The sequence below is a fragment of the Bradyrhizobium pachyrhizi genome (assembly GCF_029714545.1).
Lineage (GTDB): Bacteria > Pseudomonadota > Alphaproteobacteria > Rhizobiales > Xanthobacteraceae > Bradyrhizobium > Bradyrhizobium pachyrhizi.
The window spans coordinates 2,178,384-2,202,136 of record NZ_CP121667.1 but is presented as its reverse complement, the minus strand read 5'-3'; the positions used below and the strand labels follow the sequence as shown (position 1 = coordinate 2,202,136).

At 59.8% G+C, this 23,753-nt stretch carries 18 protein-coding genes; 4 read left to right on the top strand and 14 right to left on the bottom strand.

Annotation, left to right across the window (positions count from 1 at the left end):
- Window positions 1-219 precede the first annotated feature (219 nt).
- On the top strand, window positions 220-1,785 hold the full coding sequence (locus QA639_RS10105) for a winged helix-turn-helix domain-containing tetratricopeptide repeat protein (RefSeq protein WP_283089692.1): 1,566 nt from the start codon (window positions 220-222) through the stop codon (window positions 1,783-1,785).
- Between the two features lie 760 nt (window positions 1,786-2,545).
- Here the strand turns inward: QA639_RS10105 and QA639_RS10100 are convergent.
- From QA639_RS10100 to wecB, 4 genes are read right to left on the bottom strand one after another with little or no spacing between them, the layout of a single operon-like run.
- On the bottom strand, window positions 2,546-3,526 hold the full coding sequence (locus QA639_RS10100) for a WecB/TagA/CpsF family glycosyltransferase (RefSeq protein WP_283089691.1): 981 nt from the start codon (window positions 3,524-3,526) through the stop codon (window positions 2,546-2,548).
- A gap of 4 nt (window positions 3,527-3,530) precedes the next feature.
- On the bottom strand, window positions 3,531-4,517 hold the full coding sequence (locus QA639_RS10095; RefSeq protein WP_283089690.1) for a glycosyltransferase family 2 protein: 987 nt from the start codon (window positions 4,515-4,517) through the stop codon (window positions 3,531-3,533).
- Window positions 4,518-4,521: 4 nt separating this feature from the next.
- Window positions 4,522-6,729: a GumC family protein gene (locus QA639_RS10090; protein ID WP_283089689.1), complete on the bottom strand. Its 2,208-nt coding sequence runs from the start codon at window positions 6,727-6,729 to the stop codon at window positions 4,522-4,524.
- A 12-nt stretch (window positions 6,730-6,741) separates the two neighbouring features.
- Complete coding sequence (gene wecB / locus QA639_RS10085; protein ID WP_082190795.1) at window positions 6,742-7,959, bottom strand: non-hydrolyzing UDP-N-acetylglucosamine 2-epimerase; 1,218 nt, start codon at window positions 7,957-7,959, stop codon at window positions 6,742-6,744.
- Window positions 7,960-8,548: 589 nt separating this feature from the next.
- Between wecB and QA639_RS10080 the strand changes: the two genes are divergently transcribed.
- Together QA639_RS10080 and QA639_RS10075 are read left to right on the top strand one after the other, a co-directional pair.
- Window positions 8,549-9,682, top strand: coding sequence for a glycosyltransferase family protein (locus tag QA639_RS10080; RefSeq protein ID WP_050387498.1), 1,134 nt, complete (start codon window positions 8,549-8,551; stop codon window positions 9,680-9,682).
- Window positions 9,683-9,791: 109 nt separating this feature from the next.
- Entirely contained in the window at window positions 9,792-11,336 is a 1,545-nt protein-coding gene (locus tag QA639_RS10075) for a hypothetical protein (RefSeq protein WP_157340714.1), read from the top strand.
- 16 nt (window positions 11,337-11,352) lie between these two features.
- Here the strand turns inward: QA639_RS10075 and QA639_RS10070 are convergent, their stop codons facing one another.
- The 6 genes from QA639_RS10070 to QA639_RS10045 are packed head-to-tail and all read right to left on the bottom strand — an operon-like array spanning window position 11,353 to window position 17,251.
- Window positions 11,353-11,841 carry a hypothetical protein gene (locus QA639_RS10070; protein WP_028333393.1) on the bottom strand — a complete coding sequence of 163 codons (489 nt, stop codon included), beginning with the start codon at window positions 11,839-11,841 and terminating at the stop codon, window positions 11,353-11,355.
- 15 nt (window positions 11,842-11,856) lie between these two features.
- A complete protein-coding gene (locus QA639_RS10065) occupies window positions 11,857-13,428 on the bottom strand; it encodes a lipopolysaccharide biosynthesis protein (RefSeq protein ID WP_283089688.1) in 1,572 nt (523 codons plus the stop codon).
- The gene (locus QA639_RS10060; protein WP_157340718.1) at window positions 13,391-14,572 is read right to left on the bottom strand and encodes a hypothetical protein; all 1,182 of its coding nucleotides are present in this window, start codon (window positions 14,570-14,572) and stop codon (window positions 13,391-13,393) included. Before QA639_RS10060 ends, QA639_RS10065 begins: the two co-directional genes overlap by 38 nt.
- The gene (locus QA639_RS10055; protein ID WP_028333396.1) at window positions 14,512-15,165 is read right to left on the bottom strand and encodes a PIG-L deacetylase family protein; all 654 of its coding nucleotides are present in this window, start codon (window positions 15,163-15,165) and stop codon (window positions 14,512-14,514) included. Before QA639_RS10055 ends, QA639_RS10060 begins: the two co-directional genes overlap by 61 nt.
- Before the next feature lie 5 nt (window positions 15,166-15,170).
- Window positions 15,171-15,965 carry a glucose-1-phosphate cytidylyltransferase gene (locus QA639_RS10050; protein ID WP_028333397.1) on the bottom strand — a complete coding sequence of 265 codons (795 nt, stop codon included), beginning with the start codon at window positions 15,963-15,965 and terminating at the stop codon, window positions 15,171-15,173.
- On the bottom strand, window positions 15,962-17,251 hold the full coding sequence (locus QA639_RS10045; RefSeq protein ID WP_157340720.1) for a class I SAM-dependent methyltransferase: 1,290 nt from the start codon (window positions 17,249-17,251) through the stop codon (window positions 15,962-15,964). Before QA639_RS10045 ends, QA639_RS10050 begins: the two co-directional genes overlap by 4 nt.
- Before the next feature lie 208 nt (window positions 17,252-17,459).
- On the opposite strand from QA639_RS10045, the gene rfbC reads away from it, so the two are divergent.
- Window positions 17,460-17,990 carry a dTDP-4-dehydrorhamnose 3,5-epimerase gene (gene rfbC / locus QA639_RS10040; protein ID WP_028333399.1) on the top strand — a complete coding sequence of 177 codons (531 nt, stop codon included), beginning with the start codon at window positions 17,460-17,462 and terminating at the stop codon, window positions 17,988-17,990.
- Between the two features lie 4 nt (window positions 17,991-17,994).
- Here rfbC and QA639_RS10035 read toward each other — a convergent pair whose 3' ends face one another.
- The 4 genes from QA639_RS10035 to QA639_RS10020 all read right to left on the bottom strand — a co-directional run bounded on the left by QA639_RS10035 (window position 17,995) and on the right by QA639_RS10020 (window position 23,715).
- Entirely contained in the window at window positions 17,995-19,254 is a 1,260-nt protein-coding gene (locus QA639_RS10035) for a DUF4910 domain-containing protein (RefSeq protein WP_428841174.1), read from the bottom strand.
- Between the two features lie 77 nt (window positions 19,255-19,331).
- Entirely contained in the window at window positions 19,332-20,402 is a 1,071-nt protein-coding gene (locus QA639_RS10030; RefSeq protein WP_050387504.1) for an NAD-dependent epimerase/dehydratase family protein, read from the bottom strand.
- A 120-nt stretch (window positions 20,403-20,522) separates the two neighbouring features.
- A complete protein-coding gene (locus tag QA639_RS10025) occupies window positions 20,523-21,506 on the bottom strand; it encodes a GNAT family N-acetyltransferase (RefSeq protein WP_244978370.1) in 984 nt (327 codons plus the stop codon).
- Window positions 21,507-21,753: 247 nt separating this feature from the next.
- Entirely contained in the window at window positions 21,754-23,715 is a 1,962-nt protein-coding gene (locus tag QA639_RS10020; RefSeq protein WP_283089687.1) for a pectate lyase family protein, read from the bottom strand.
- Window positions 23,716-23,753: the final 38 nt, after the last annotated feature.

Here is a 23,753-nt window from a genome sequence, read left to right as displayed (position 1 = left end):
AAAGCAGCAGTTTGTAATAATATTCTTACTTACATTGTCAAGCGGCCGTCGCCTCGCCGTGGCGGCGCGAACGGCTGGCGGAAGTGCCGCGCGTGGTGGATCGAGGCGAAAGCGGAAAATCGGCCGCGCAAAGCTGCGCGGCAGCGGGGCGGGTCGCCGGATTCCCGGAGGTCCCGAATCTGTTCCGAAAAAGAAGCAAAAAATGTAGTCTCCTGAACCATGGCGACGATCCACGAATTCGGCCCCTACCGCCTCGACGCGGAAGCCGTGATGTTGTTTCGAGCGTCCGAACCGGTCGCGCTCGGGCGGCGCGCGGTGACGCTGCTTCGGCTGCTTGTCGAGCAGGCCGGAACGCCGGTTTCCAAGGACGCATTGATGCAGGCAGCGTGGCCGGGGCTTGCGATCGAGGAGAGCAACCTGACGGTGCAGATCGCCGCTCTGCGGCGGGTATTTGCCGACGTCGAGGGCGGCGCGACCTGGATCGAGACCCTGCCGCGCCGCGGCTACCGCTATGTCGGGCCACTGGTCGCCGCCGAATCCGGCGCCGGCCTGCCCGCCTCGCCGGCAGCGACGGTGCCGGATGGGCCGTCACTTGCGGTGCTGCCGTTCTCGAATCTCAGCGGCGATCCCGCGCAGGAATATTTTTCCGATGGAATCACGGCAGACATCATCGCCGAACTGTCGCGCTTCCGCTCGCTGTTCGTTGTCGCCCGCCACTCCAGCTTCGCTTACAAGGGCAAGACGCCTGAGATCAAGCAGGTCGGCCGCGAGCTCGGCGTCAGGTACGTGGCCGAAGGAAGCGTACGCAGGATCGGCAGCCGGATGCGGGTGATCGTCCAGCTTCTCGATGGCGCCAGCGGTTACAATCTCTGGACCGAGCGCTACGACCGCGAACTCGAGGACGTCTTTGCCCTGCAGGACGAGATCGTCCGCGCTATCGTCGCAGCCCTTCCGGGCCGGCTCGAGGACGCCGGCCGCGAGATCGCCAGACGCAAGCCGACCCCGAGCATTACCGCCTATGACCTGGTTCTGCTGGGCAACGAGCGGTGGCGTCAATTGACTGTGAAGGGCATGGCGGAAGCCAGGCAGTTTTTCCGGGACGCCGTTGCGCTCGATCCGCAATATGCCCGCGCTCACGTCAACATTGCCTGGACGATCGTCTGCGACGCGTTTCTCGAATCGCCCGGTACGGCGAAGCTCGACGACGCGCTGAGCGAGATCGAGACCGCGCTCGACATCGACGGCGGCGACGCCTGGGCCCATGGTGTCTTCGCGCAATTGCTGTTCCTGCGTCGCGAGGACGCCAAGGCCGAAATCCATTTCAGCCGGGCGCTCGCGCTCAATCCAAACGACGCCGACGTCGCCGCCGTTTTCGCGAACATTCTGGTCTACTGGGGACGGTGGCGAGAGGCCCTCACCTGGATCGGTGCGGCCAAACGACTGAATCCGTTCCCGCCCAATCTGTACCACTGGTACCACGCGCTCGCGCTCTATTCGGGGCGCCAATACGATGAAGCAGTCAAGACGCTGATGGAGGCGCGATCCCCCGACCGTTGGTCACACAGTCTGCGTGCCGCCTGTTATGCGCAGATGGAGCGGCACAACGAAGCGCGATCCGAAGCCGAAGCGTTCGTCACGGAACGTTGTCGTGAAATGAGCGCGAACGGCGCAACGCCGCCGGCGAACACCCTCGATCTCGTTCGAGCGCGGGCCGAAAGGTACAGAATTTCAGCCGAACGCGAGCACTTCCTCGACGGCTTGCGCAAGGCCGGCCTATCCGGCTGAGCCGTAACGAGGGTCGCAACAGGCTGTTCGAAATTGACCGACAACGGTGCTCCGCCTCGACTTGCTTCGACCTCAAATTTCTGAGCCGCCGCTGCTGTCCGGATTGTGCAATGGTGGAGGATCGACGCTTGGCGTGGCGGAATTCGTAGCCCGTGGTAGCCGGGGAGCGCTGCCGCCATTCCCCAACACTCAGAAAAACGCTTCCAATGCGCGCGGTGCGGAAGCAGCTCGTTATAGAGGTCGAGGACGAAGGGGAGCGTGCCCGCGGAAAACCGCAGCCTCTGATCTTTGAATCTTTTGGATCTGGCCTGGGATCAGCTCAATCTAAGGAGATCGAGCATGGGAAAACTCCATGAAGGCGTCTGCGGTTTCGAATATTTGATCCACGAGCCCGCGATGCTCTGGTTCAATGATGGAGTAAATGTCGGGTTTGTCGCACCTCCACCATCCTGACCATAGTTCCGCTTTCTTCTCATTGGGATCAAAAATAAGGATGAGCGCCCCTCCGTCCTCATAGATGAACTCGGCGGGCACGCAGCCGTGTTTGATCAGCGTTTGCAGAACGTGGCAAAACTCATACCCGAATACGTACACATCGGGCTTTAGCTTAACGACTATGGGTTGGTCTGCGTTATCGTACCCGAAGGAATCGGTGCTACTTGGCGGTTTAATCACTTTGATGCTTCCCGCGCTTGCGCCATGAAGCGAATCGCTGAGCTGCCTGCTTGGGATCAGTGATCCTGGTGGGTCAGCCGATACGTCAGGCGCTCACCTCGATACCCTTGAGAGCATTAGCCGACCGTGCCCGACGCTCTGAGATACGTCGCTCTATGCCGCGCCGGCGATCGGGCATCGGAACCTGCGAATCCCGCACGTTGCTCCTTCGCCGGACAAGAATTCGCCGATCAGCTACCCTGCGTTCCGTACCCACTTTTCGGTCGTCTCTCCGCACCACGCTTGTCGATCCGGCGATCGCTCTCTCCGGACGGGCGGCGTAAGCCCTGCGCGCCACCACGTCGCGGAGCGCCAGCCAGATGAACTCGCTGTTGGTGGAAAGATATCGCCGCCATAATTTGCGCGGCTCCATCATCAGGCGCCAGAACCACTCGAGACCGAGCGATTGGAATAGCCGAGGAGCGCGCCTGATAAAGCCGGCCAAGACGTCGAAGCTGCCGCCTACCCCCAGGATGACGGGAACTTGCAGCCGATCCCGATAGCGTTCGCTCCACACCTCCTTGAACGGGGACGGCAAGCCGATAAAAAGAATGTGGGCGCCGCTGGCTCGTATCTCATCGACGATAATGTCGTGCTCGTCCGGACCGAAGTAGCCGTTCCGAAAACCAGCGATCTTCAGCTGCGGAAAGCGCGCCTCGCAGACGCGCACGAGCTTTTCGACGACTTCCTGGTGCGCCCCCAGAAAATAGACACGAAGTCCGTTGGACGCGGCACCCCTTAAAAGTCCTTCCATCAGATCGATGCCGGCCACGCGTTCCGGCATGTGTTGACCTGACGCTCGTATTGCCCAAACCACCGGCATACCGTCCGCCACCGTCATATCTGCCGCGGAACATGCGTGCGCCAACTCCACGTCTCGCCGCATCATGCAGAGATGCGACGCATTGATCGTCATCACGACATGAGAATTGTTCGAGCGGAGACAGATATCGACACAGCGCCGCGCCGCCTGATCGAGCGTAACCGCATCAAATTCGACGCCCAATAGGCTCGCGTGTTGCTTCATCTGCTCAACTCCCCTGCGGCGATTGCCGGCTTGCTTGCCACCGAGCCACTTGCTCGGCGTCCAGGCGAGCCGTCGCAGCTCGTTTGCCCAGTCTCAGGCACGCATGCTGATACGTACGAAGAAACCGTCTGAACTCGGGGTCATTATAGCGCGGCAACCCCTTTGCCCAGCTGCTGAAGTAACCCCAGAGCATCGCGACGCTTCCGATGAACATTGGGTGCGCGCGAAGGCGGGAAGCCGCCACCGCCAGATAGTAAAAAGGCGAAGTGCCCATGAAATACTGACCGAAGCCAGCACGAATTCTGCCGGCCCAGATGCTCTTCTGGCTGGCCCCTTGCGGACGAAGGTGGACGAATCGAATTGGCTCTGAATCGACGCTCTCCGCGATCCAGCCCAGCATTCTGGCGCGGTGGCAATCGATGCCATCCCACATGACCTGTCGCACGAAACCCCCGATCTGCTCGAAGCACTCAACCCGATAGAATTTCGTCATCCCAACCGACATTTCGTCGCCGCAGATCTCGGGCACGAGATCGCCGGTTTGGGGATGAACGAACCAGGGTTTGCCTGAGGTCGTCCCGACGCGCGGATTGCCTTCCATCCGCTGCATCAGCAGTTCGAAGTAGCGAGGCGGCAGGATGAGATCCATATCTAGCTTGCACAAATAGTCAAAGTCGCCGAGCGGCACTTGATCAAGACCATCGTAGAACGCCTCAATCACGCCGGGCCCTACCCGCCGGTGGCCGCGGTCCTGACGGCGCACGACGCGCAGATAAGGCAATCGCGCCGCATACTCTTCCAGGATCCGTGGCGTCTCGTCGGTAGATCCGTCGTCAACGACGATCCACAGCGCAGGCGGCACCGACTGTGCAGCCACGCTGTCCAGCGTGCGGCGGAGATAGGGCCCCTCATCGCGGCAGGGCGAAATCAGCACATACCTGCGCGGCGCGGCGCCGTGCGGGGACCCTGAAGCGCTGTCAAGCTCGTCCACAGGTCTACTCCCGGTAATATCCTTCGGACCTGACGCCATTTCTTGCCTCGATGGTTCTAAGCTCGACGGGATCGATCTGGTTGAGCACAATGGTCGACACACGCTCACGGATGAGCTGCGTTATCGACAAGGCTTCAAGCACGCTTGTGCGCTTGGTCTGACCGCATTCCACAACGAAGACGAACTCGTCGATGAAGCGTTCGATCAGCCTTGCATCGACGACCGACATGATCGGCGCCACCTCAACCACAATGTAGTCATACGACTTCCGTGCGACCGCAAGCAGGTTTTCCATCTCCCGCGAGCCCAGGAGTTCAGCAGCGTTGGGAATCCGAAGGGTGCAAGCATTCGGCAGGACATCCAGCCCCGAATGCGGCCGCTTGCAAACAAACTCGCCAAGACGGGACGGATCTTCCAGCGCTTCGAAAAGCCCGACCTTCGCATCCGGGGAAAGTGCAGTCGTGAGATTCCGGAGATGAAGGTCGGCATCGATCAGCAGCGTGCGCGATCCAGAGGACGACAATATGAGCGCGGCAAGATTGGCGGCAACGACAGTCTTTCCCTCTTTCGAAACCGCCGACACGACGCCGATGACTTTTCCCCCGGTCGAGGCCGACGAATGGTCGAGCATCGCCTTCACATTGCGAAGACCTTCCGCGAAGCGCGAGAAGGGGGCAGCAAGGACATGCTCCTCGATTGGCAATTGACCAGCATAGACGAAGGGCAGTCCGATGCACCGCGTCTCGGTTACCTGTTCGACGGCCTTGGGCGTACGGAACACATCCGCCATCCATTCGCGTCCGAAGGCAGAGCCTATGCCGAGAAACAGACCGAGAAAAATGCTGCCTGCCGCCACGATGAGGGTTTTCTTGGAACTCTTGGTCAGCGGCGGAACTGCTCTCGTGATGATCTGCGCACTTTGGGCCGGAAGCGTCTCCGCCTGCGCCGCCTCGATCTCCTTATGCTTTTGCAGGAATCCGCTATAGAGATTGCGCAGCGCCTCGGCGGCGCTCTCGAGTTCGCGCAGCTGGCTTCCGGTTTCCGCGGAAAGCTTTGCGGCGGTGTCTTCGAGTTCGGTCTGTCGCGCCTTGGCGACTTCGTATTCGCTGGCGTAGGAATCGGTAATGCGCCCCTCGTCGGACCGAATGGCGGCGTCAACGCTGTTGAGCTGGGCACGAAGCTTGACGACAGCCACGTGCTTGCGACCGACGCGAGCTTCCATCTCCGCAAGCCGAGACGCAAGGTCGCGCTTTTGCGTGCGGAGACGTGCAAGTTCGCTGTTGTTGAGCGCGAAGTTGATGACTGCCGCTCGCTTGTCGTTGAATAGTGCGTCCGTCGACACGGCCGACGGAATCCCGTTTGCCTCTGTCCGCTTGATCCGGTCGAGGCGTTCCTTTGCCTCGACTGCCGCGAACTTGGCATTCATCAGCTGGGTATTCAGACTTGCCAAGAGCTCGGTATCCTGAGCGCCAGTGCTGCTGAGATTGTTAGCCGTCTTGAAGTCCTGCAGCGCCTTGTCCGCATCGGCCACCTGCTTCTTCAGCTCGATCAGCCGCTCCTGCAGCCACTTGCTCACCTTCTGCGTTGACCTCAATTTTGCGTCCTGAAGGGATGCGAGATAGCTATCCACGATGCCGTTGGCGATCTTCGCGGCCTTCTCCGCACTCTGCGACTCGACCGTCACATTGATGACGTTGGCGACATCCTCTCGCGCAATTGTCACGCGCTTCAACAGGGCTTCGAGAGCAGCTCGTTCAGCGGCCGCATTGGCTTCCGCCGTGCTGGAGTTCCCGTCTGCGGCGCTGCCAAGCGCAGATCGCCCGGCAAACTCGCTATCACTGGCCAGACCCAGCGAGCGAATAACCGGAAGCAGGACCCTGTCTGATGACAGTACGTAGAGCTGGCTGCCGACCTCCACTTCGTCCATCGTCGGCTGATCCACGATCTTGTTGGTCTGCAGATAACGATTGAGACTTCGATCGATGAGGATGCGTGCACTGCTCTTGTAGGGCGCCTTCATGACAACAACGGAAGCCACGGCGACCGCCAGCCCAATCAACAGTCCGATAACGGGCAACCGCCATTCGCGGCGTAGAACGTCAACGACGTCCCACAGGCCGAAAGTCGGCCGGGCCACCGCTGGCACAGCGTAATCCTCAGCGAGCTGCTGGCCGTATTCCTGAATAACCAATTGATTGGTTCTGGTGTCCATGGCTTCGTTTGATCAGTGCGCCGGTTGGGAGAGTGGTGGTGTCGGCCGCGACTGCATCTCGGCAGTCGGAAAGCCATTGACGCTCGTGATGTGATCAGTTGGACGTTGCGGCCGACGGACGTTCAGAAGATCACGCACGATGAGTTTGCTGGCTCGCCCGTCACCGAATGGATTGGCACCGAGAGACATGGCTTCGTGCTCCGTTGGCACATCAAGCAGGCGTTCGACGCCTGCGACGATACGAACCGGGTCGGTGGTGACCAGGCGAGCGACGCCGGCGTCAACGGCCTCCATCCGCTCGCTGGTATCTCGCATGACGAGTACCGGCTTACGAAGCGCCGGTGCTTCCTCCTGAATCCCACCGGAATCGGTGAGGATGAGATACGAGCGCGTCATGAGGTAGACGAACTCGGGATAGTTGAGGGGCTCGATCAGGAAGATATTCGACGCATCGCGCAGATGGTCGAATACCGGCCCGCGCACATTCGGATTCAGATGAACGGGATACACGATTTGAATATCGTCCCGCCGACTGATCGTCTTCAATGCCTCGCAGATCTGCCGGAACCCGGATCCAAAGCTCTCGCGCCGATGTCCGGTCACGAGGACGAGCCGCTTCGAGGTATCGAGCCATGAGTATTTCGCTTCAAGCGACCGGCGAAGCTCGCCCGGTTGAGAGATATTTGAAGCCATACGAAGCAGCCCGTCGATCACGGTATTGCCGGTGACAATGACGGCGTCTGGCGGATACCCTTCCTTCAGCAGGGCAGAACGCGCACGCAACGTCGGCGCATAATGCCTCGTCGTTACGACGGCAGTGACCCGCCGATTGGCCTCCTCCGGCCATGGACTCATGAGATTGCCGGTTCGCAATCCCGCTTCGACATGCCCGACACTGACCGACCGGAAGAACGCGGCAAGTGCAGCCGCCGTACTGGTTGCGGTGTCGCCCTGTACAAGAACGTAGTCCGGATTGTAGTCGGCGATGATCGGATCGATTCCAGTCATGACCGCGCTGAACACCTCGCTCAACGACTGGTTGGGTCGCATGATGTTCAGGTCGTAGTCAGCCTTCAACGAGAAGGCCGACATCACGTCGTCGAGCATCTGACGATGCTGGCCCGTTACGCAGACGCGCGTGTCAATTCCTTCTGCTTCGCCCAGCGCCAGCACAAGCGGTGCCATTTTGATCGCCTCTGGACGAGTACCAAATACGCTAAGAATACGCATGAAGCCCGACGCCGCCTGTGTTCAAAAATTTTGTCGTGTTGAATATTCTTGCCGTGTCGAAATGATGCGGCACGCTACCGGATTTTCCCGACGCGTTCATCGCCAACGTTGGCTCGGCGCATGTTAAATGAAATTTATAGCTAATTCTCGGAGTTGCCGCGGAGCGCGTTGCGCATCATCGATGCCGGCTGTTGTCAGGCGGTTCCAGATTTAACCTTTTCGGGTTAACGCGCATCCAGTGATTGTCCGCTGACGTTCTTCCCTACTGCCGGCGAGTTCCAGATTTAACTTCTCCAGGTTAACGCGCATTCGCTGTACCGTTCGCAATCGTCGTCGGTGCATCCTCGTGCTTGCATTCGCAACAGCTCGGCGAGAGTGCAATCGCGCGTGCAATGAATTCCGATGACAGACTCGCATTATCCAATTTCGGGAAAACTTGGACAAAACAAGATTAAATAGCGTATGTGGACTTGCGTAGATTGGCACCGTTCGTGGCGACGATCACTGCGCAACTCGCTCCTGGTCGGGGGATTCCGGAAGTCGTGTGGCCGGCACTTTCCGGCATTTGATAGATCGGAGGCAGCGCCTCGTGGAAGGCAAGGTTTTACTCCTCTCGCAGCGTCGGATTTCCGATCTTGTCGCATTTTGTCTCAGCTATGAGTTCGAGGACAATTTGGCGGCGATGACGCGCGCCGATCGGTTCGATGTTCAAGATCGCGCTGCATTGGAGTTCTCGCGGCGGGTCTACAAGTGGACGCGCCTTGCATCAGGATCGACCAAACTGGCAGGTGTGCTGGCACCCTCCCCGCCGCAGCTGCGGCTGCAACGCGATTACGAACTGTTCTTTCCGATCTTCAGCAATGCGTATCAACTCCACGCGCTCGCGGCGATTCCCGACTGGCGCAAGCGGTGTCGCAAGGCGGCGTGCTTCATCACTGAAGTCTGGGCAGACGAAATCCCGGAGTATCTGATCGAGCTCCTGTCCGGATTTGATCATATATTTGTCGGCCTGCATCACTGCGCATCGCAGATCGCGCGAATAGCAGGTCGACCGTGCAGCTATCTGCCGTTGGCGGTCGACGTTGAGCGGTTCGCGCCGAAACCCGAGCAGCAGCGATCGATCGCCGTGTGCAACATCGGGCGTCGTTCGGCGACGACCCACGCCGCGTTGCTGGCCGGCGCCGAGAGAGAGCGGTTCTTCTACTACTACGACACTGTGGCGGCGAGCGGTTCGAACCGAAAGGAAAGGACGTTCCGGGTCGACAATCCGGAAGAACACCGCATCATGATTGCGAATATCTTGCAGCGCAGCCGCTATTTCATTGCCAATCGCAGCCACGTCAACAACCCGGAGTTCACGGCTGGCCGAGACGAGATTTCCGCTCGCTATTATGAAGGTGCTGCAGCCGGGGCAGTGATGGTCGGAGAAGCGCCGCGCACCGAAGAGTTTGCACGGCAGTTCGACTGGCCCGATGCTGTCATTCACGTGCCCTTCGAGTCGCCGGACATTTGCCAGGTCCTCGAAGCGCTGGACGCAGACCCGGCGCGACTGCGAGCGGTTCAGAACGCAAACGTCCGGGAAGCCGCGCTGCGGCACGATTGGCTCTACCGCATACAGACGGTATTCGACATCCTCGGTATTGCTCACACCGACCAGATGAGCGCACGAGCCAACCGTCTGCGCCAGATCGCCGGATCCTTTGAGCTGCCGGCAGCCGCCTGAAATCGTCACCTCGAGTGATACGGAGCAATGCGACATTTCCGCCGGTTTATGGTTAACGCCCTGTTAAGCGGCGGCTGCTACATCCCAGCAGGTAGGCGATCCTTTTCATATGATCGCCAAGGTGTCGCGAACGTCCGCAACGGCGGACAAACGTCAAGCTGCGTATCCAGGCATGAAACGCTCCAGTCAGCTCCCCTCGGCTCAGGCGGCCATCCTCAATGCGCCGCCTTTGCCACGTCAGGCAGACAGGCTTGCTGCACCTCTGCGACGGCGTGGCGCCTGGACACAATTCGTCGAAGCCCGCCTGCGCGAGCCCGTAAATCCGGAACGAAATCCCGCCGAGCCGCCGCCAGACAGTCCGACCGACAAGCAACCGACGATCCTCGGCGACGATCCGAGCTCGCCAAGCGGTGGGCCGACGAATGAAGCCCACCAGCTCGCCGACTTGGAACACCTGCAGCCGATTGCGCTCCCGCAGGATGAGGTCAGTCGGCGGCTGAATGAGGCCGCGGAGAACATCGGCCGTCGGACAAATGTGGCTCCGCCTGATGCCGGACCAGACGACGAGTCCGCCCCCCCTGCGGCCGATCCAAACGATGTTTCAGCGGAGGAATCCGACAACCCCACGCAGCCAGCGCCATCGGACTCGCATGCCGGCTCAGCGGTAGCCACGTACACGCCTGAGGCAGATGAAGGAGAGGGATTCCGTCCGGCCGCGGACCCAGGTCCGAACTCGGTGCCGCCGGCGTCAATCCGTCCAGCAGTGCAACCGCCCGTGCACACAAGCACTGCCGAGGCGAGCGTCGCGGTGCAGGAACAGCAGATCATACTGATCGACAAGCTCATCGCGGAAGAACCTCAGAGCTCGCCGCGGGACCGACGTTCGGTCGGCAGCGAATGGAAAGTGCGCAACTTTGTATGGTTCCTCGCTCCAACAACGGTTCTGCTGGCGATTGGGACCGGAATGCTCATGCGGGGCAATGTTGCATCCCTGTTCAGCACAGCATCCCAGGTTGTCAGCCATTCGAACGCGACGCCCGTTCAGCCGCCACCGCAAGGCAGACGCAAGCTGAAACCTGCAATTGCCACCTTCGTACATCGTGCTCCGATCGAAGCAGCCGCAACGGCACCACCCGCACGTTCACTGCCGACGACATACGGGATTTTTGCGTCAAGCAACGGGCGGATGATCCGGCTCGAGCCGATGAACATCCGCCTTCCCGACAGCCGGATCGCCGTGTCGGTATTGACCACGAAGCCAGGCACCGTTGTGGTGCCGCACGGCCCGCTTTCGTTTGTCGTGTATCAGCGCGAGCTTATGACAAGCGCGCCCGACAACGCACAATTGCGCATTCTCGCCCAGGTCGCACGAACACCGTCGTCACCGGCAGTCGCTATGGCCAACGATGCCTGGGCAATCCGGTCCGTTTCCGTCGACCTGACCGTAGCGCCGGTCCCTGAAAGCCGCGAGATGGTCGAGCTGCAGCCAGTGAACCCCGATCTCGTCCTCTCACCCGGCCGTTACGTGCTGGTTTTCAAAAACCAGGCCTACGACTTTGTCGTAGCCGGCAAGGTTACCGATAAGGCCCATTGCCTCGAGAGGGCGGAAACGCCGGACGGCGACAGGTTCACCGAGTGCCGCAGGCTCCCGTAATATAGGGCGGCCGGTCCTAGGGCGGCGTCGACGCGACCGCGGCCGGCGGCAACTTCGTCGCTTTCGCAGTGGCGGCACCGACGCTGAGCTGGCCGGTCCTACGCCAAAGCAGCAGCCCTGCTCCGCCGCCGATCGTACAGATCGCAAGCAACATAATTTCCCCGCGCCCCAATCCAGGAGAGATCAGCGCGTAGGGCAGCATGCCCAGACCCATCCAGAAGAGCTTTTGCCACTGGTAGGAGTCGTACCTCTTGCCAAGGTTGCGCCGCTTGAACCATAGATCTTTCGCTTCGCGCGAAAACGGAAGAACACGTCGGCACACGGCCGGCACGAGGCGAAGCGCGAGCAGCAGAGCAAGGAACATCGCCAACACGACCACGATACGATCGTCGCCGCCGGACAGCAGTCGGAACACCGGCAAAATGCAAAGGCCGAGGCCGATCCTTAGCAATGCCCCGGCGGACCAGGTGTCCAAGTTAATCAGGAAGCGCTCAAAGGACGTCATGGGCGTAATCCAGGATTAGGAGTTGACTTGCAGTCGTACGATGCCGAAATCGCGTAGCAAGGACCACGCGAGTTGCAGTGGCCGCGTGATCCTGAAGACACCAACCACGACGGTCAGGTAGGCCGTCACGCAGATCACGCTCGCGACCGGGATTCGCAGCAACCGCGGCAATTCCAGCAGAAATGCCTCCTGTATCGAGAAAGCAACCGCGACGGCGACCAGCGCAGCAATGGTCTGCGGCGCAGTCGCGCGCAGGACGTCCCCGATGCTGATCCCGACCGGCCTGCCGGCGTAGACGAGCGCAGGAACGAACAGCACGAACATGGTGACCGTGTAGGCGATCGTCACCCCGACCACGCCGAACGGCAGTCCGGCTGCAAGCGCAACCAATTGGCAGATCGCACTGAAGATGCCCCATCGCATCCATCGATCGGGACGTCCGACCGCAACATGAACCCAACCGAGAGTTCGCTCGATGCAGTCGGCAATGCCTCGAATTGCAAGGATACAGAGCAAGGGGCCCGCGGGAGACCATTTCTCTCCGAGAAGCACGATCACGATGTCATGAGCGCTCACGGCCAGAGCGGCGAAGGCAGGCCCCGAAAAGTAGCAAAGCAGTGACAGCGCGCCTTCCCAGGAGCGCTTCAGTTCGGCTGCACTGTGCTGGAGCTTGCTCAGTCCCGACACCGCGATGTTATGCAGCGGCTCACTGAGAATCGACAGCAGGTTGTTGTAGATCGTGAAGGCGTTCTGAAAATAGCCAAGCGGCCCTGCACCGAGGAAATACCCCATCGCGATTCTGTCCGCCGAACGAGCGAAGTAATCCGTCATGGTGAAGCCGGTCACTCCCAGCCCGAACCGCAGCAGTTCCTTGACCATTGGCGTGAGCCTGGGCCTGCCCGGTATCCATCGACAGGCGGTCCAGGCTCCCACGACGGTCAAAGCCGACGTTATGATCGGCTTGGCGATCAGCGCCCAGTAGCCCCAGCCCGAAAGCGCCAGTCCGACGCTTGCAGTGCTTCCAATGATGTTCGCCGATATGTCGATCATCGCGATGCGGCGAAACTGCATTGCCCGACGCATCAGCGCATAGTGCTGCGTCGACAAAGCCATCATCAGGAAGGTCACCGACAATGCCAACGCCATGCCCGCGAGCGATGGCTCGCCGAAGGCACGCGCTATCCACCGACCGGACGCAGCCAGCACGACAGCCAGCACGACGCCGATCAGCACATTCAGCCAGAACAACGTGCTGACCTCGGCTCGTGAGATGCTGCTCCGCTGGGCGGAGGCCTCGCTCATCCCGAGATCGACGAAAAGGGGCGCGAAGCCGATCAGGGCCAGCATCATGGCCACCAACCCGAAATCATGCGGTCCGAGCAGCCGCGCCAGTACGATCGTCGAGGCCAACTGAACGAAGATATTCAGTCCGCGCGCAGCAATGAACGCCACGCCGCTGTGCAGCGACCTGCGGCCAAGGCCTGAGTATGGCTTGTTGTCCGCAAAATACTGATCGGTACGTTCGTTCCGCTGCACGCGTCGTTCCCGTTCAATTCGCTGGATTCTGGCTTTGAGGTACCCGCTCAAGCCAGATTTCCCGCCAATAGGGATAGATGGCGCGCGGGCAGAAGCGGCGGCAGATCGCATAGCGCGCCTCACACACGACATCCTTCAGGATGATCGCGTCCGTCTTGAAACGGACCATCTTGCACGAACCTTCGTCGATGATCTGCTTTTGACGCCTCTCGACCTCGTACTCGCGTTCGGTGAACGGTACCATCTCCGGATCGAAATACAGGCCGCGGTTGCGGTAGTTGCAGTCCAGTGTTTCGAGGATGTCCTTGTACGGCTTGACGCGCACGACGTCGCCCGCCTGCAGATCAAGCCGGGACTGCGGGACCTTGCTCCCTTCCGGCACGCCGAAGGGCCTGATCGGATAAGGTACGCCACTTCTGAAGCGTTGGAATGTGTCGTAGATCCAGCGCATCGCGGTGCCGATGCCCAGCCCTGCTTCGGTGACCGTACGCCAGACCGAGAACGTCAATCCGGCGACGAGGTCCTGCAGCCGAACGTTACCGGAAGCGTAGTCCTCGACATACTGTCGCGGATCCCACCACTTCAGGGGCTGCGTGGCGAATTTTACCTGCGTGTTCTGGCAAACGTAGGTCGGCTCGGTTTCGCCCACCTTCGGCGGATGCTTGATCGTGCTCCACAGCGTTTCCTCGCTGCAGCCGCCAGACCCGAACGGCTTGCCCGCGCCATTCGGCGACGGCCCTTTCTCGCCCGCCGGCTTCAACCAGGCGTCCTTCCAGAATATCAGACAGGCCGCCTCGCAGCCGTCATGAGCCGCGCCGTTGCAGCGGATGTTCTCGAGATGGACCGTGTTCAGCATCTTGCGGCCGCCGATACCGAGCGCGGGATCGCAGGTCTTGTGAGCTCGCTTGCCGACGCGGAGCGTCTTGCCGCAATACTTCAGCATTTCGGGCATGAAGGGCATTTCCTCCAGGCGGCCGTTAGCATCCAGCGTCGCGAGAATCTCCTCCTTGCTTCTGACCTCCACCAGGTCACCAGCGCGAAAGATACTTGAAAATAGCGTGCTCATATCGTGCGCCTTGAGATATACCCTGCAATCAGAAATTCGCCGGCTGCGCGACGTCCGCGCAACCATCGTCAGATCAGTGTCAATTTTCGCCCGAAAAATGCCTCGGCGAAGCGTTCCGCAGCCCTGCACTCCATGCCCCGAATCCGTGCGAGGCCGCGAAAGGTGTCTGCATCGAACCACTGCTTGGATCGCTGCGTCCCGAAATGCTTGAGCAGGAGTTCAATCTTACGATCGAGCGCCGCCGCCGATACCGGCATGTAAACGTTGGGTTGACCGAAGTCGCCATCCCACTTCGGAATCTCATATTCCAGGATCTGATGATCGCGAAACGTGTTCCAGGTCAGGCGGCAGACCTGGCGATGGTCCTGATGGGCATCATCCCTGCGATGCGTCAGAATGACGTCAGGCTCGACCCGCCGCTTCAGCGATTCAAACCATTCCTTGATGGCTTCTCCCCTCTCCGGGAAAAATCCATCGGGAAACGACAGCACCTCGACATTCGCGGATGCAGCCCCGGACAAGAAGTCAGCCGCCGACGCTCTGGCCTCAGCCTCCCGTATGGCGCCACCGCTTAGAACGCACCAATGCACATCCAGCTTGATACCGCGCTCGATCAGCTCCAGCAGCGTCGCTCCCGCGCCGATTTCGATGTCATCCGAATGGGCGCCAAAGCACAGGATCGACAGATGGTCTCCGGGCCTGGCAAGCTGCAATGCTCTCATTCCGGTTAAGCCGCGCTGGCTACCGACGAGTGATTCAGCCGCCACGGCGTGTCGCCGCGCTCCACCATGTCCTCCAACACTTGTCTATCGCGCAAGGTATCCATGGCGCGCCAAAAGCCCTCATAGCGATAGGCCATGAGGTGACCGCCCTCGATCAAACGGTTGAACGGTTCCTGGACGAGCTCTTCTCCCTCCTTGATGTAATCGAAGATTTCGTTACGGAAGATGAAGTAGCCGCCGTTGATCCAGATCTCGGACTCCTGACTGGAGCGAATCCGCTGCACCGACCCGTGAGCATCAAACTCGGCAAGGTGGAAGCTGATCGGTGGATGGATCGCCACGAAGCAACCGATCTTTCCGCTTTCCTTGAACTTCTGGATCATGTCAGGTAGCGGCGCGTCGGTCAGCCCGTCGCTGTAGTTCGCAAGGAACATCTCTTCGTCCTTGACGAGATGGCGGACGGCCAGCAAGCGCTGCCCGATGTTGCGCCATGTCCCCGTATCCACCAGCGAAACCCGCCAGTCCGGTTGATGTTCGCCGATCAGCTCGACCTTTTTGCCGTACTCCGAAATCACGCAGTCGCTGTTCGCAGTCGCGCGATAATTCAGGAAGTAATCCTTGATCACGTTCGCCTTGTAGCCAAGGCACAAGATGAAATCATTGTGATTGTACTGGCTGTAGTACTGCATCACATGCCAGAGGATCGGCTGATGGCCGATCGGGACCATCGGCTTCGGTATACTTTCCGAATACTCGCGGATCCGCGTACCGAGACCGCCGCAAAAAAGGACAACCTTCATGGCGCAACCTCACGCGGATCAATGATTTCGACGTTAGGAATCGGAACGATGAACTTGCAGCCCCAGTCCGCGACATGCCGCATTTGCGCAACGATTTCCCTCTTCAAATTCCAGGGAAGGATGAACAGGTAGTCGGGACGCGCCTCGTCGATGGCTTCGACCGGCAGGATCGGAATGTGCATGCCCGGCGTATAGCGGCCGTGCTTGTAGGGGTTGCGGTCCACGGTGAAGTCGAGGAAGTCGGTTCCGATGCCGCAGTAGTTGAGCAGCGTGTTACCCTTGCCGGGAGCGCCGTAGCCGCAGATCCGCGCCCCCTTGTTCTTGCTCTCAATCAAGAACGACAGCAGTTCGCGCTTGGTGCGATGAACCCGCGATGTAAACTGCTCGTACTGCCCTATGTCTTCCAGGCCGATCCGACGCTCATGGGTCAGCAGTGCGGTCACCGCGGCGGAGACGGCGTGAGCCGCATCGGCGCGGCAGAGGTAGACGCGAAGTGAGCCGCCGTGCGTTGGGATCTGCTCGACGTCGAAAACTTTCAGATCATGCCGCCGCGCGAGACGATCGATCGTTACCAACGAGAAATACGAGAAATGCTCGTGGTAGATGGTATCGAACTGATTTTCGTCGATGAGCCGCTCAAGATGCGGGAATTCGAGCGTAATCACTCCTTGCGGCGCGAGCAGGCACGCCATTCCGGCGGTGAAATCGTTTAGATCCGGAACCTGTGCCAGCACGTTATTGCCGATAATCAGATCGGCCCGCTTGCCATCCGACACCAGCTTCCGCGCGAGCTCCAGGCCGAAGAACTCGACCATTGTCGGGACGTTTTTCTGCCTTGCAACTTCGGCCACGTTGGCCGCCGGCTCGATTCCCGTGACCGGCACCCCGAGCGGCAGGAAGTGCTGCAACAGGTAGCCGTCGTTGCTCGCGATCTCGTAGACGCGGCTCTCGGCACCAAGGTTCAGCCTGGCCTTGATCATCTCACAGTAGCGCCGCGCATGTTCCACCCACGACGTCGAGTAAGACGAGAAGTAAGCATACTCGGTGAAGATATGCTCCGGTTTGACGTATTCCTGGAGTTGCACCAGGAAGCAGGACCCGCAAACCACGGTGTGCAGCGGGTAGTACGGCTCCATGGCGTCGGTCTGGTCGGCTGTGAGGAAACTTTCGCAGAGAGGCGACATTCCCAGGTCGACAAATGTCGATTTCAACGTCGCGCCGCACAGACGGCAGTTACCGTGAGAGGATTTCGACCGAATCGATTCGAATCTCGAGTGAGCGTTCATTGGGCCGTACCATGAATATAGGATTGCCGAATATGAGATTGCCGGCGCTTAAATCGGGCTCGTTAGATTGAATTTTATCGTATGAAAGCGAACAATATGAAGCGATATCGAACAACAAGGTAAACCACGCAGTTGCTGAAAATTTTAGTAAAATTGTATAGAACTGGTCGTCGACAATTGGCCTCTCGGTCGGGAGTGGATGCGTCCCATGCGCTTTGAAGCAACAGGACTTGACGGAGCGTGGCTCGTCAAACTCGAGCCTGCACACGATGAGCGCGGCTTTTTCGCGCGCACATTCTGCGAAGACGAGTTTCGCGCATACGGGCTCGTGACCAGATTTCCCCAGCACAGCATCTCGAGCTCCTCGCGCAAGGCGACATTGCGCGGAATGCACTTTCAGAATGAGCCGCACGGCGAGGTTAAGCTCGTGCGCTGCTTGAACGGATCGATTTGGGACGTCATCATCGATCTGCGTGCGAACTCGCCGACCTTTCGTCAATGGCGCGGCTTCGAGCTTTCAGCGGAGAACGGTTCGCAGCTCTACATCCCCAAGGGGTTCGCGCACGGCTTTCAAACCTTGAGCGACAACGTTCAGGTCAATTATCTGATTTCGGAGTTCTACGAGCCTTCGGCTGCTAACGGCGTCCGATACGACGACCCGATGTTCGGCATCAGCTGGCCTCTGGCCATAAGCACGATCTCCGATAAGGACCTGAACTGGCCGCGCCGGGGTGCGTGAGCGCTTACCGCACAGGCGCGAGGAGTCCGTGGCGCTCGAGCACTTTTGCTGTCTTCAGAATGACCGGGAACGGCAGGTCGGCACGCCTGGCGATATCAAGCAGAGAATGATGCCCATCGGACAGATTTAGGATCCACAGCATCGCCATGTTGGCTGCAGCGGCGTCCTTGTCACCGCCGATCGCACCATAGAGTCCGCGTCTGCCCAGTTGCGGTTCGCCTTTCGGTGACGTGTTATAGTAGCTGCGGTTGCCTTCGAGCAGGTCGATGACTTCGGAAATGATGCGGAAAGATTCCCCGAGGTGCTCCGGCCGAATGAAGCTCAGGTCGTCGGCCGAGGTGTGATACTGCGGGATGGCGCCGAAGCGGCTGCGCTGAAACAATCCCACCGGCAGGTTGAACCCCGGCGAGCAGTATTGCCGCTCATCATAACCGTAGGGCGAAAACTCCAATATCGTCGGCGCCAGTTTGGAATGCTGCAGCGTGTGTATCATTGCACGGTCGATTTCGGCATCGCCCTGCCTGCTCTTCTTGTATGTCGGACCGGCGCCGTCTCCGACCATTGATACCACGAGGCCATGTTTGATACGAGACACACGATGCTCGTTGCGGGCGAGCCAGGTGATCGCGCCAATCGTTCCCGGCGCAAAGAGAAACCGATAGCTGTATCGCGTTCGCATTTGAGAGATGCGGCTTGCGATCTCCGCGAGCAGGGCCAGGCCCGAACAGTTGTCATTGGCAAGCGAGGGATGGCAAACATGCGCCGACAGAAGCACCTCGTCGTCTGACTCTCCCTGGTGAAGATACTCACCATAGGTCAAATGCCCGTCGGCGAGGGTCGAGTCGATCACGACCTCGTAGCTATCGTCCCGCAGTTGCTCCAGCTGTCGGTGGGCCATGCAGAAAGCCCAGTTTTCCTGGTAGTAAGACGTTCGGTATGGGACCAGGTCCGGCTGATCGGGCAATGTGAAGACGTGGGACTTAAGGTCGTCCAGCGACATGGTGCGGCACACCGGCACGCTGTAGCTCATGACGTGCAGGTTGGATTCGTTGAAATCCACGACCTTCCGGCCCCGCGGGTCCTTGATGTACGCGTCCCGGATGTTCCACTCACGCGGCACGACCCAGTCGAGAACGGGTGTACCGGTCGGCACCTCGTGGACATCAAGGGAGATGTGCGCACCGATCTCCCGAAGGGTCTGCCGCACACCGTCACCGGTAATACTGCGGCAGATCGGGTAGATCCTTTCCGCAAGCGCAAACATCCTCGCGCCTGCACTTGTGACGTCGTCTGCCGCCGACACGCCGTCCTCCTGGTGTGTCAAATCGATCGGCGCGTGTATTAGTTCGCGACGAGTGCCGATTGCCCGACGCCCTGCCTCGACTTTACATGGCGGAGATCCGCATCGAGCACGCCGTCCGCCAGCAGCTTGTTGACGTGGCTGATGCGCTGATACCGGGGACCTTCGAACTCTTCGAGCGTGATGCCCGAGGCCCGGTAGGCCTTATAAAGCTGCTCCGCGCCCATCTTCGCATCCCATCGCGGCTTGAACTCCGGCAGCCGGGTTCGGATCTTTTCGAAGCTCACCCGATAGGACCGCGTGTCGGGGCCAGCGCCATCGGCGAATTCGATCTGACAGCCAGGGACAACATCGGCGACGATCTTCGCGAGATCGCGGATCTGGTAGTTGTGCGCCGTCTGGCCGACGTTGAAGGCTTCATTGAACACCGCCGCCTCGGGAGCTTCCATCGCCGCGACAAAGGCGCGGGAGATGTCCTCAATGTGAACGATGGGCCGCCAGGGCGTGCCGTCCGACTTCAAGAGGATCTTTCGCGTTGTCACCGCCCAGGCGACGAGATTGTTCAGCACGACATCGAATCGGAGCCGGGGAGATACGCCGTAAGCCGTTGCCGGTCGCAGGTAGACCGGACAAAATCCGTCACCGGCGAGGCCGGCAATATCGCGCTCCGACTGCACCTTGGATTCGCCATAGGCAGTCACCGGGTTGAGCGCTCCGGTTTCGTCGATCATCCCGTCGCCCGCCTTGCCGTAGTTGCTGCAGGAGGATGCAAACACGAACCGTCGCACACCGGCTTGCTTGGCCAGTTGCGCGAGGCGCACGCTGGCTACGTGATTGATCTGGTCGGTAAGGCCAGGTCTCAGATTGCCGAGCGGATCGTTCGACAGCGCGGCAAGATGCAGGATCGCGTCAAAAGCCTTCAGGTCCGCAAGTTCGACGTCTCGCGTGTCCTTGCAAATGGCCGGCACATCCACGATCGACCCGCCCTCTGCAAATGTGCAGCGAGAGTACAGATCGCTGTCGAGGCCCACGACTTCATGCCCGGCACGCCATAGCATCGGGGTGAGCACTGTACCGATGTAGCCGAGATGTCCGCTCACGAGAACGCGCATCTTAACGCCTCCAAATTTATTCTGTTTCTATCCCCCCTGCTTATTTCAAAATCGCTCACTGATGCACGTGTTTGTAAAACCTTAGTTAATGGCACGCTTGAAATAGCGGGAACGATCCGCTCAAGACGACGGGAAATGGTTGAGCCGTCCGCCATGATCGTTGACGTCGCCGGTTGCGGCGCCAGCCGAGAGACGCCGCAGCAGCGCTTGGGGAACTCTGCGTAGTTGCCGGTGAAGCCGGTAACGAGTGGTGGAACGGCTGACGTCGAAACGATTGGCCAATTCTCCGCCGAACGCCACAACGAATTTGTATCGCGCCTCGTTCTCAATTCCGCCATCGAAATCGAAATGAAGGCCCCGCTCGTGCGCCAACTCGATGCCACTCCAGAGGAGCAGACTTACTGCGCCCGGATGCGCAATGCTCCTGTCCCGCGATGACAGGAAATAGTGCACGAACTTGTGGTCCCAGACGAAGAAGACCTGGGCGTGGACGTTGTTGTTCGAGTCCACCGCCGCGAGGATCCTGCATTGCTGTCGCTCGCTCGCGGCGGCATAGACAGCTTCCAATCGCGAGAGGTCGAAATACGACTTCGCGCCCTCCAGGTTGGCCTGGTAATACTTCACGAAGTATTTTGGGGACGTGACTTCGCGAATGGCGAGCCGTTCCCGCGCGCGTCGTATCACGTTCTTCGTCTTGTCGCGCAATCCCGACCAGAGCTCGTCTCGGGGGATCGTGCATTTCAGCATGAAAGTCGGATGCGCCCGCACCTCGTAGCCGCACGCGAGGAACGCGGCCACATCGCTGAACCCGGTATCGAGCGTCATCTCGACGTGGTCGAAATCCGCGACCTGTTTGAGCAGGTCAGTGATGACCGCATGCGCCAACCGCATGCGCGCTTCCGTCTTGCCGGACTGCAGCGTGACTGTCGGCCCGAGAAAGCGCGTGATTTGAGGCATCTCGCATATGTTCATCCCGCCTTCAGTACGCGTCACGAACCGGAGAGAACCCACGACGCGCCCGCCACGCGAACAAGTGACTTCGCGCCAGCCACCGGGAGCCAGCGCATCCAGCCACCAATCCTCGTGAAAGACCGATTTGCGCATCAAATTCCTCTTCCGGAGACTAACCGGATAGCGAATCGGCAATCTGATTAAACCAAAACGTGCAGAAATGCCCAAGGTCCGCGCGGATCAGAAGGCCTTAGCTTCTATTGTAGTTAACGACGTCTGCAGCATTTAAATCGGGGCGCTCGCCTAGTTAGCCTCTGAGCTCGTCGTCGGTCAGGTGACGCATTGACGCAATACTGCGCCTGTTCAAAACATATTTAATCATTGCCCGCCAGGTATGTGCTCACTGCGAACTTTTGCGTGCCGATCCATCCAAATTCGGCTGCACGAACGGCGTGCCGGCGTCATAGCGCGCTTTGGCCGGAAGCACATGAAGCTTCGTCTCTCCGACCGGGTCGACCCAAGGCCACTGGTATCCGCGCCCGGCGTCGAAGAACGGAGGGCGGCTTGTGAGGTACATGGAAGCAGGCAGGGCGCGATCCTCGCTTCCGGAATCCCAGTGCGTTTTATTGGTGAGGTAATCAAAGTTGCCATATCGAATCGTGGACGTCGCAACCTTTGCGTCCGTCGGATATGGCTTCACGGCGTCCCAGCCGAGCATCCAGACGCCGGGCTTTGCATCGGTAAAGCGGGTTTCATACGACCAGCCGTCCATCTGACCGGGAACCCCGAGCACGTTTCCTATGAAAGACATCCAGTAGGAATACGCCATCAGACCGGCGGCGCGCCGCGGCCCATTGCGGGGCTGCGACATATCATCGATGGTCCCGCCAGCCTGATTGTCGAACGCTGCCCGGACGCCGCGTAGATAGTTGCGGAAAAACGTGTGATAGATGCTGTTGCCGTGAGTGTCGTCGCTGTCGGCGTTCTGAGCGTAGTTGCCCTCGAACAAGACGTGATGGGCGCCCACCATGTGGCTGGCGTTGAGCCCGGTCTCGATCCAGGCTCCATTCGTATTGATGTAACCCATGTCCATGTAGTTATAGCCGACCACGGAGCCCGCCCCGGCGGAACGCGCCACCACCAGCTTGTTGGCCCTCACGGCAATTCCATTCTCGATCAGAACTTCCGACGATCCGGCGGAAAGACTAATGGCATATCCGCCTCCGCCGGGTTGAGCCCAGGCCGCGTCGTGCACGTAGAACTCGCGTAGTTCGACCCGGAAGGAGCTGTGAATTGCAAAGCCTTCGCCGTGCCAAACCGAATTGTCGACGTTCTTCGCCCACGAAGAAGCAGCCCAATTGAAGCGAAGATTGCCCGCGTCGCCCCCCTTGAGCGCCAGATCTTCGACGCCCGCGTGCTTCACATGCGGCTGCGCGAACCGTGACAGTTGAGCGGCGTTTGCCTTCCGATAGCTGATGTGAATTGGGGTCGTGAAGGTGATCCTGGAACCGGAGACGGTGCTGATCTCCTTGACCTCGGCAACAGGCCGATCAGGTCTCCCGAACCACGATCCAGCGCTTTGCGGCGTCGATGGAAACGCATCGGGTGCAAAGTCATCGACAAACTGAATCGCAGGTTTGTGCTTTTGCCAGACAACCCTGAAATCTTCCGACGCCCAGATCTGCCCTCGCCCCTGCGGGTCGACACGCCAATCGGCGGCCGACGCCTCGTCGAGCAGCACGATCTGTCCAGGCATAAAGCCCGCAGCGTCGTCGACCTCGACCGTTTTTTCGCCTTTTACTGCATCATTCCGAAGGTTCGCCGATCGCACGGCATTGACCGTATCGCTCGTGCTGGAGAAAAGCGACGGTCCCACCACGACCAGCGGAGACGGCCTGGCACCGACTGCGTCATTGAAAGGCTTCGCGCCATCTTGCTTTTCGAGCATCGTCCGGCCCGGACCGGAGCCGCGCAGGGTAATTGCCTTGTTGAGCAGCAGGAAACTGCCGCCATTGATCAGAAACCGTCCCGCCGCCAGTTGCACGACCTGCCCTACCGGGCATGCGTTGATTGCGCCCTGGATTGCCGCAGCGTCGTCGAGTGTGCCGCCACGAGGCGACAGCGTCGCGCAGATGGTTTTTCGAGAGGGTATCCCACCCTCAGCCATCAGGCCGGGTTGCCAGGTCGTCCCGCGATCTGAGGGCAGTATTTCCATCGAGTCGAGAGCAAATGCGGACGAATGGCTTGAGCATGCAACGAAGATCATCGTTGCAGCCAAACACCGCCAATGCCGCCGCAGGGCCGCCCGCATCGTCTCGTGACCAGGGTTGCGCCGCGTCGCGATGACCTTCCGGTTGAACATGCATCCTCTGACTTGCAGCGCCAAACCGACTGGCTTCG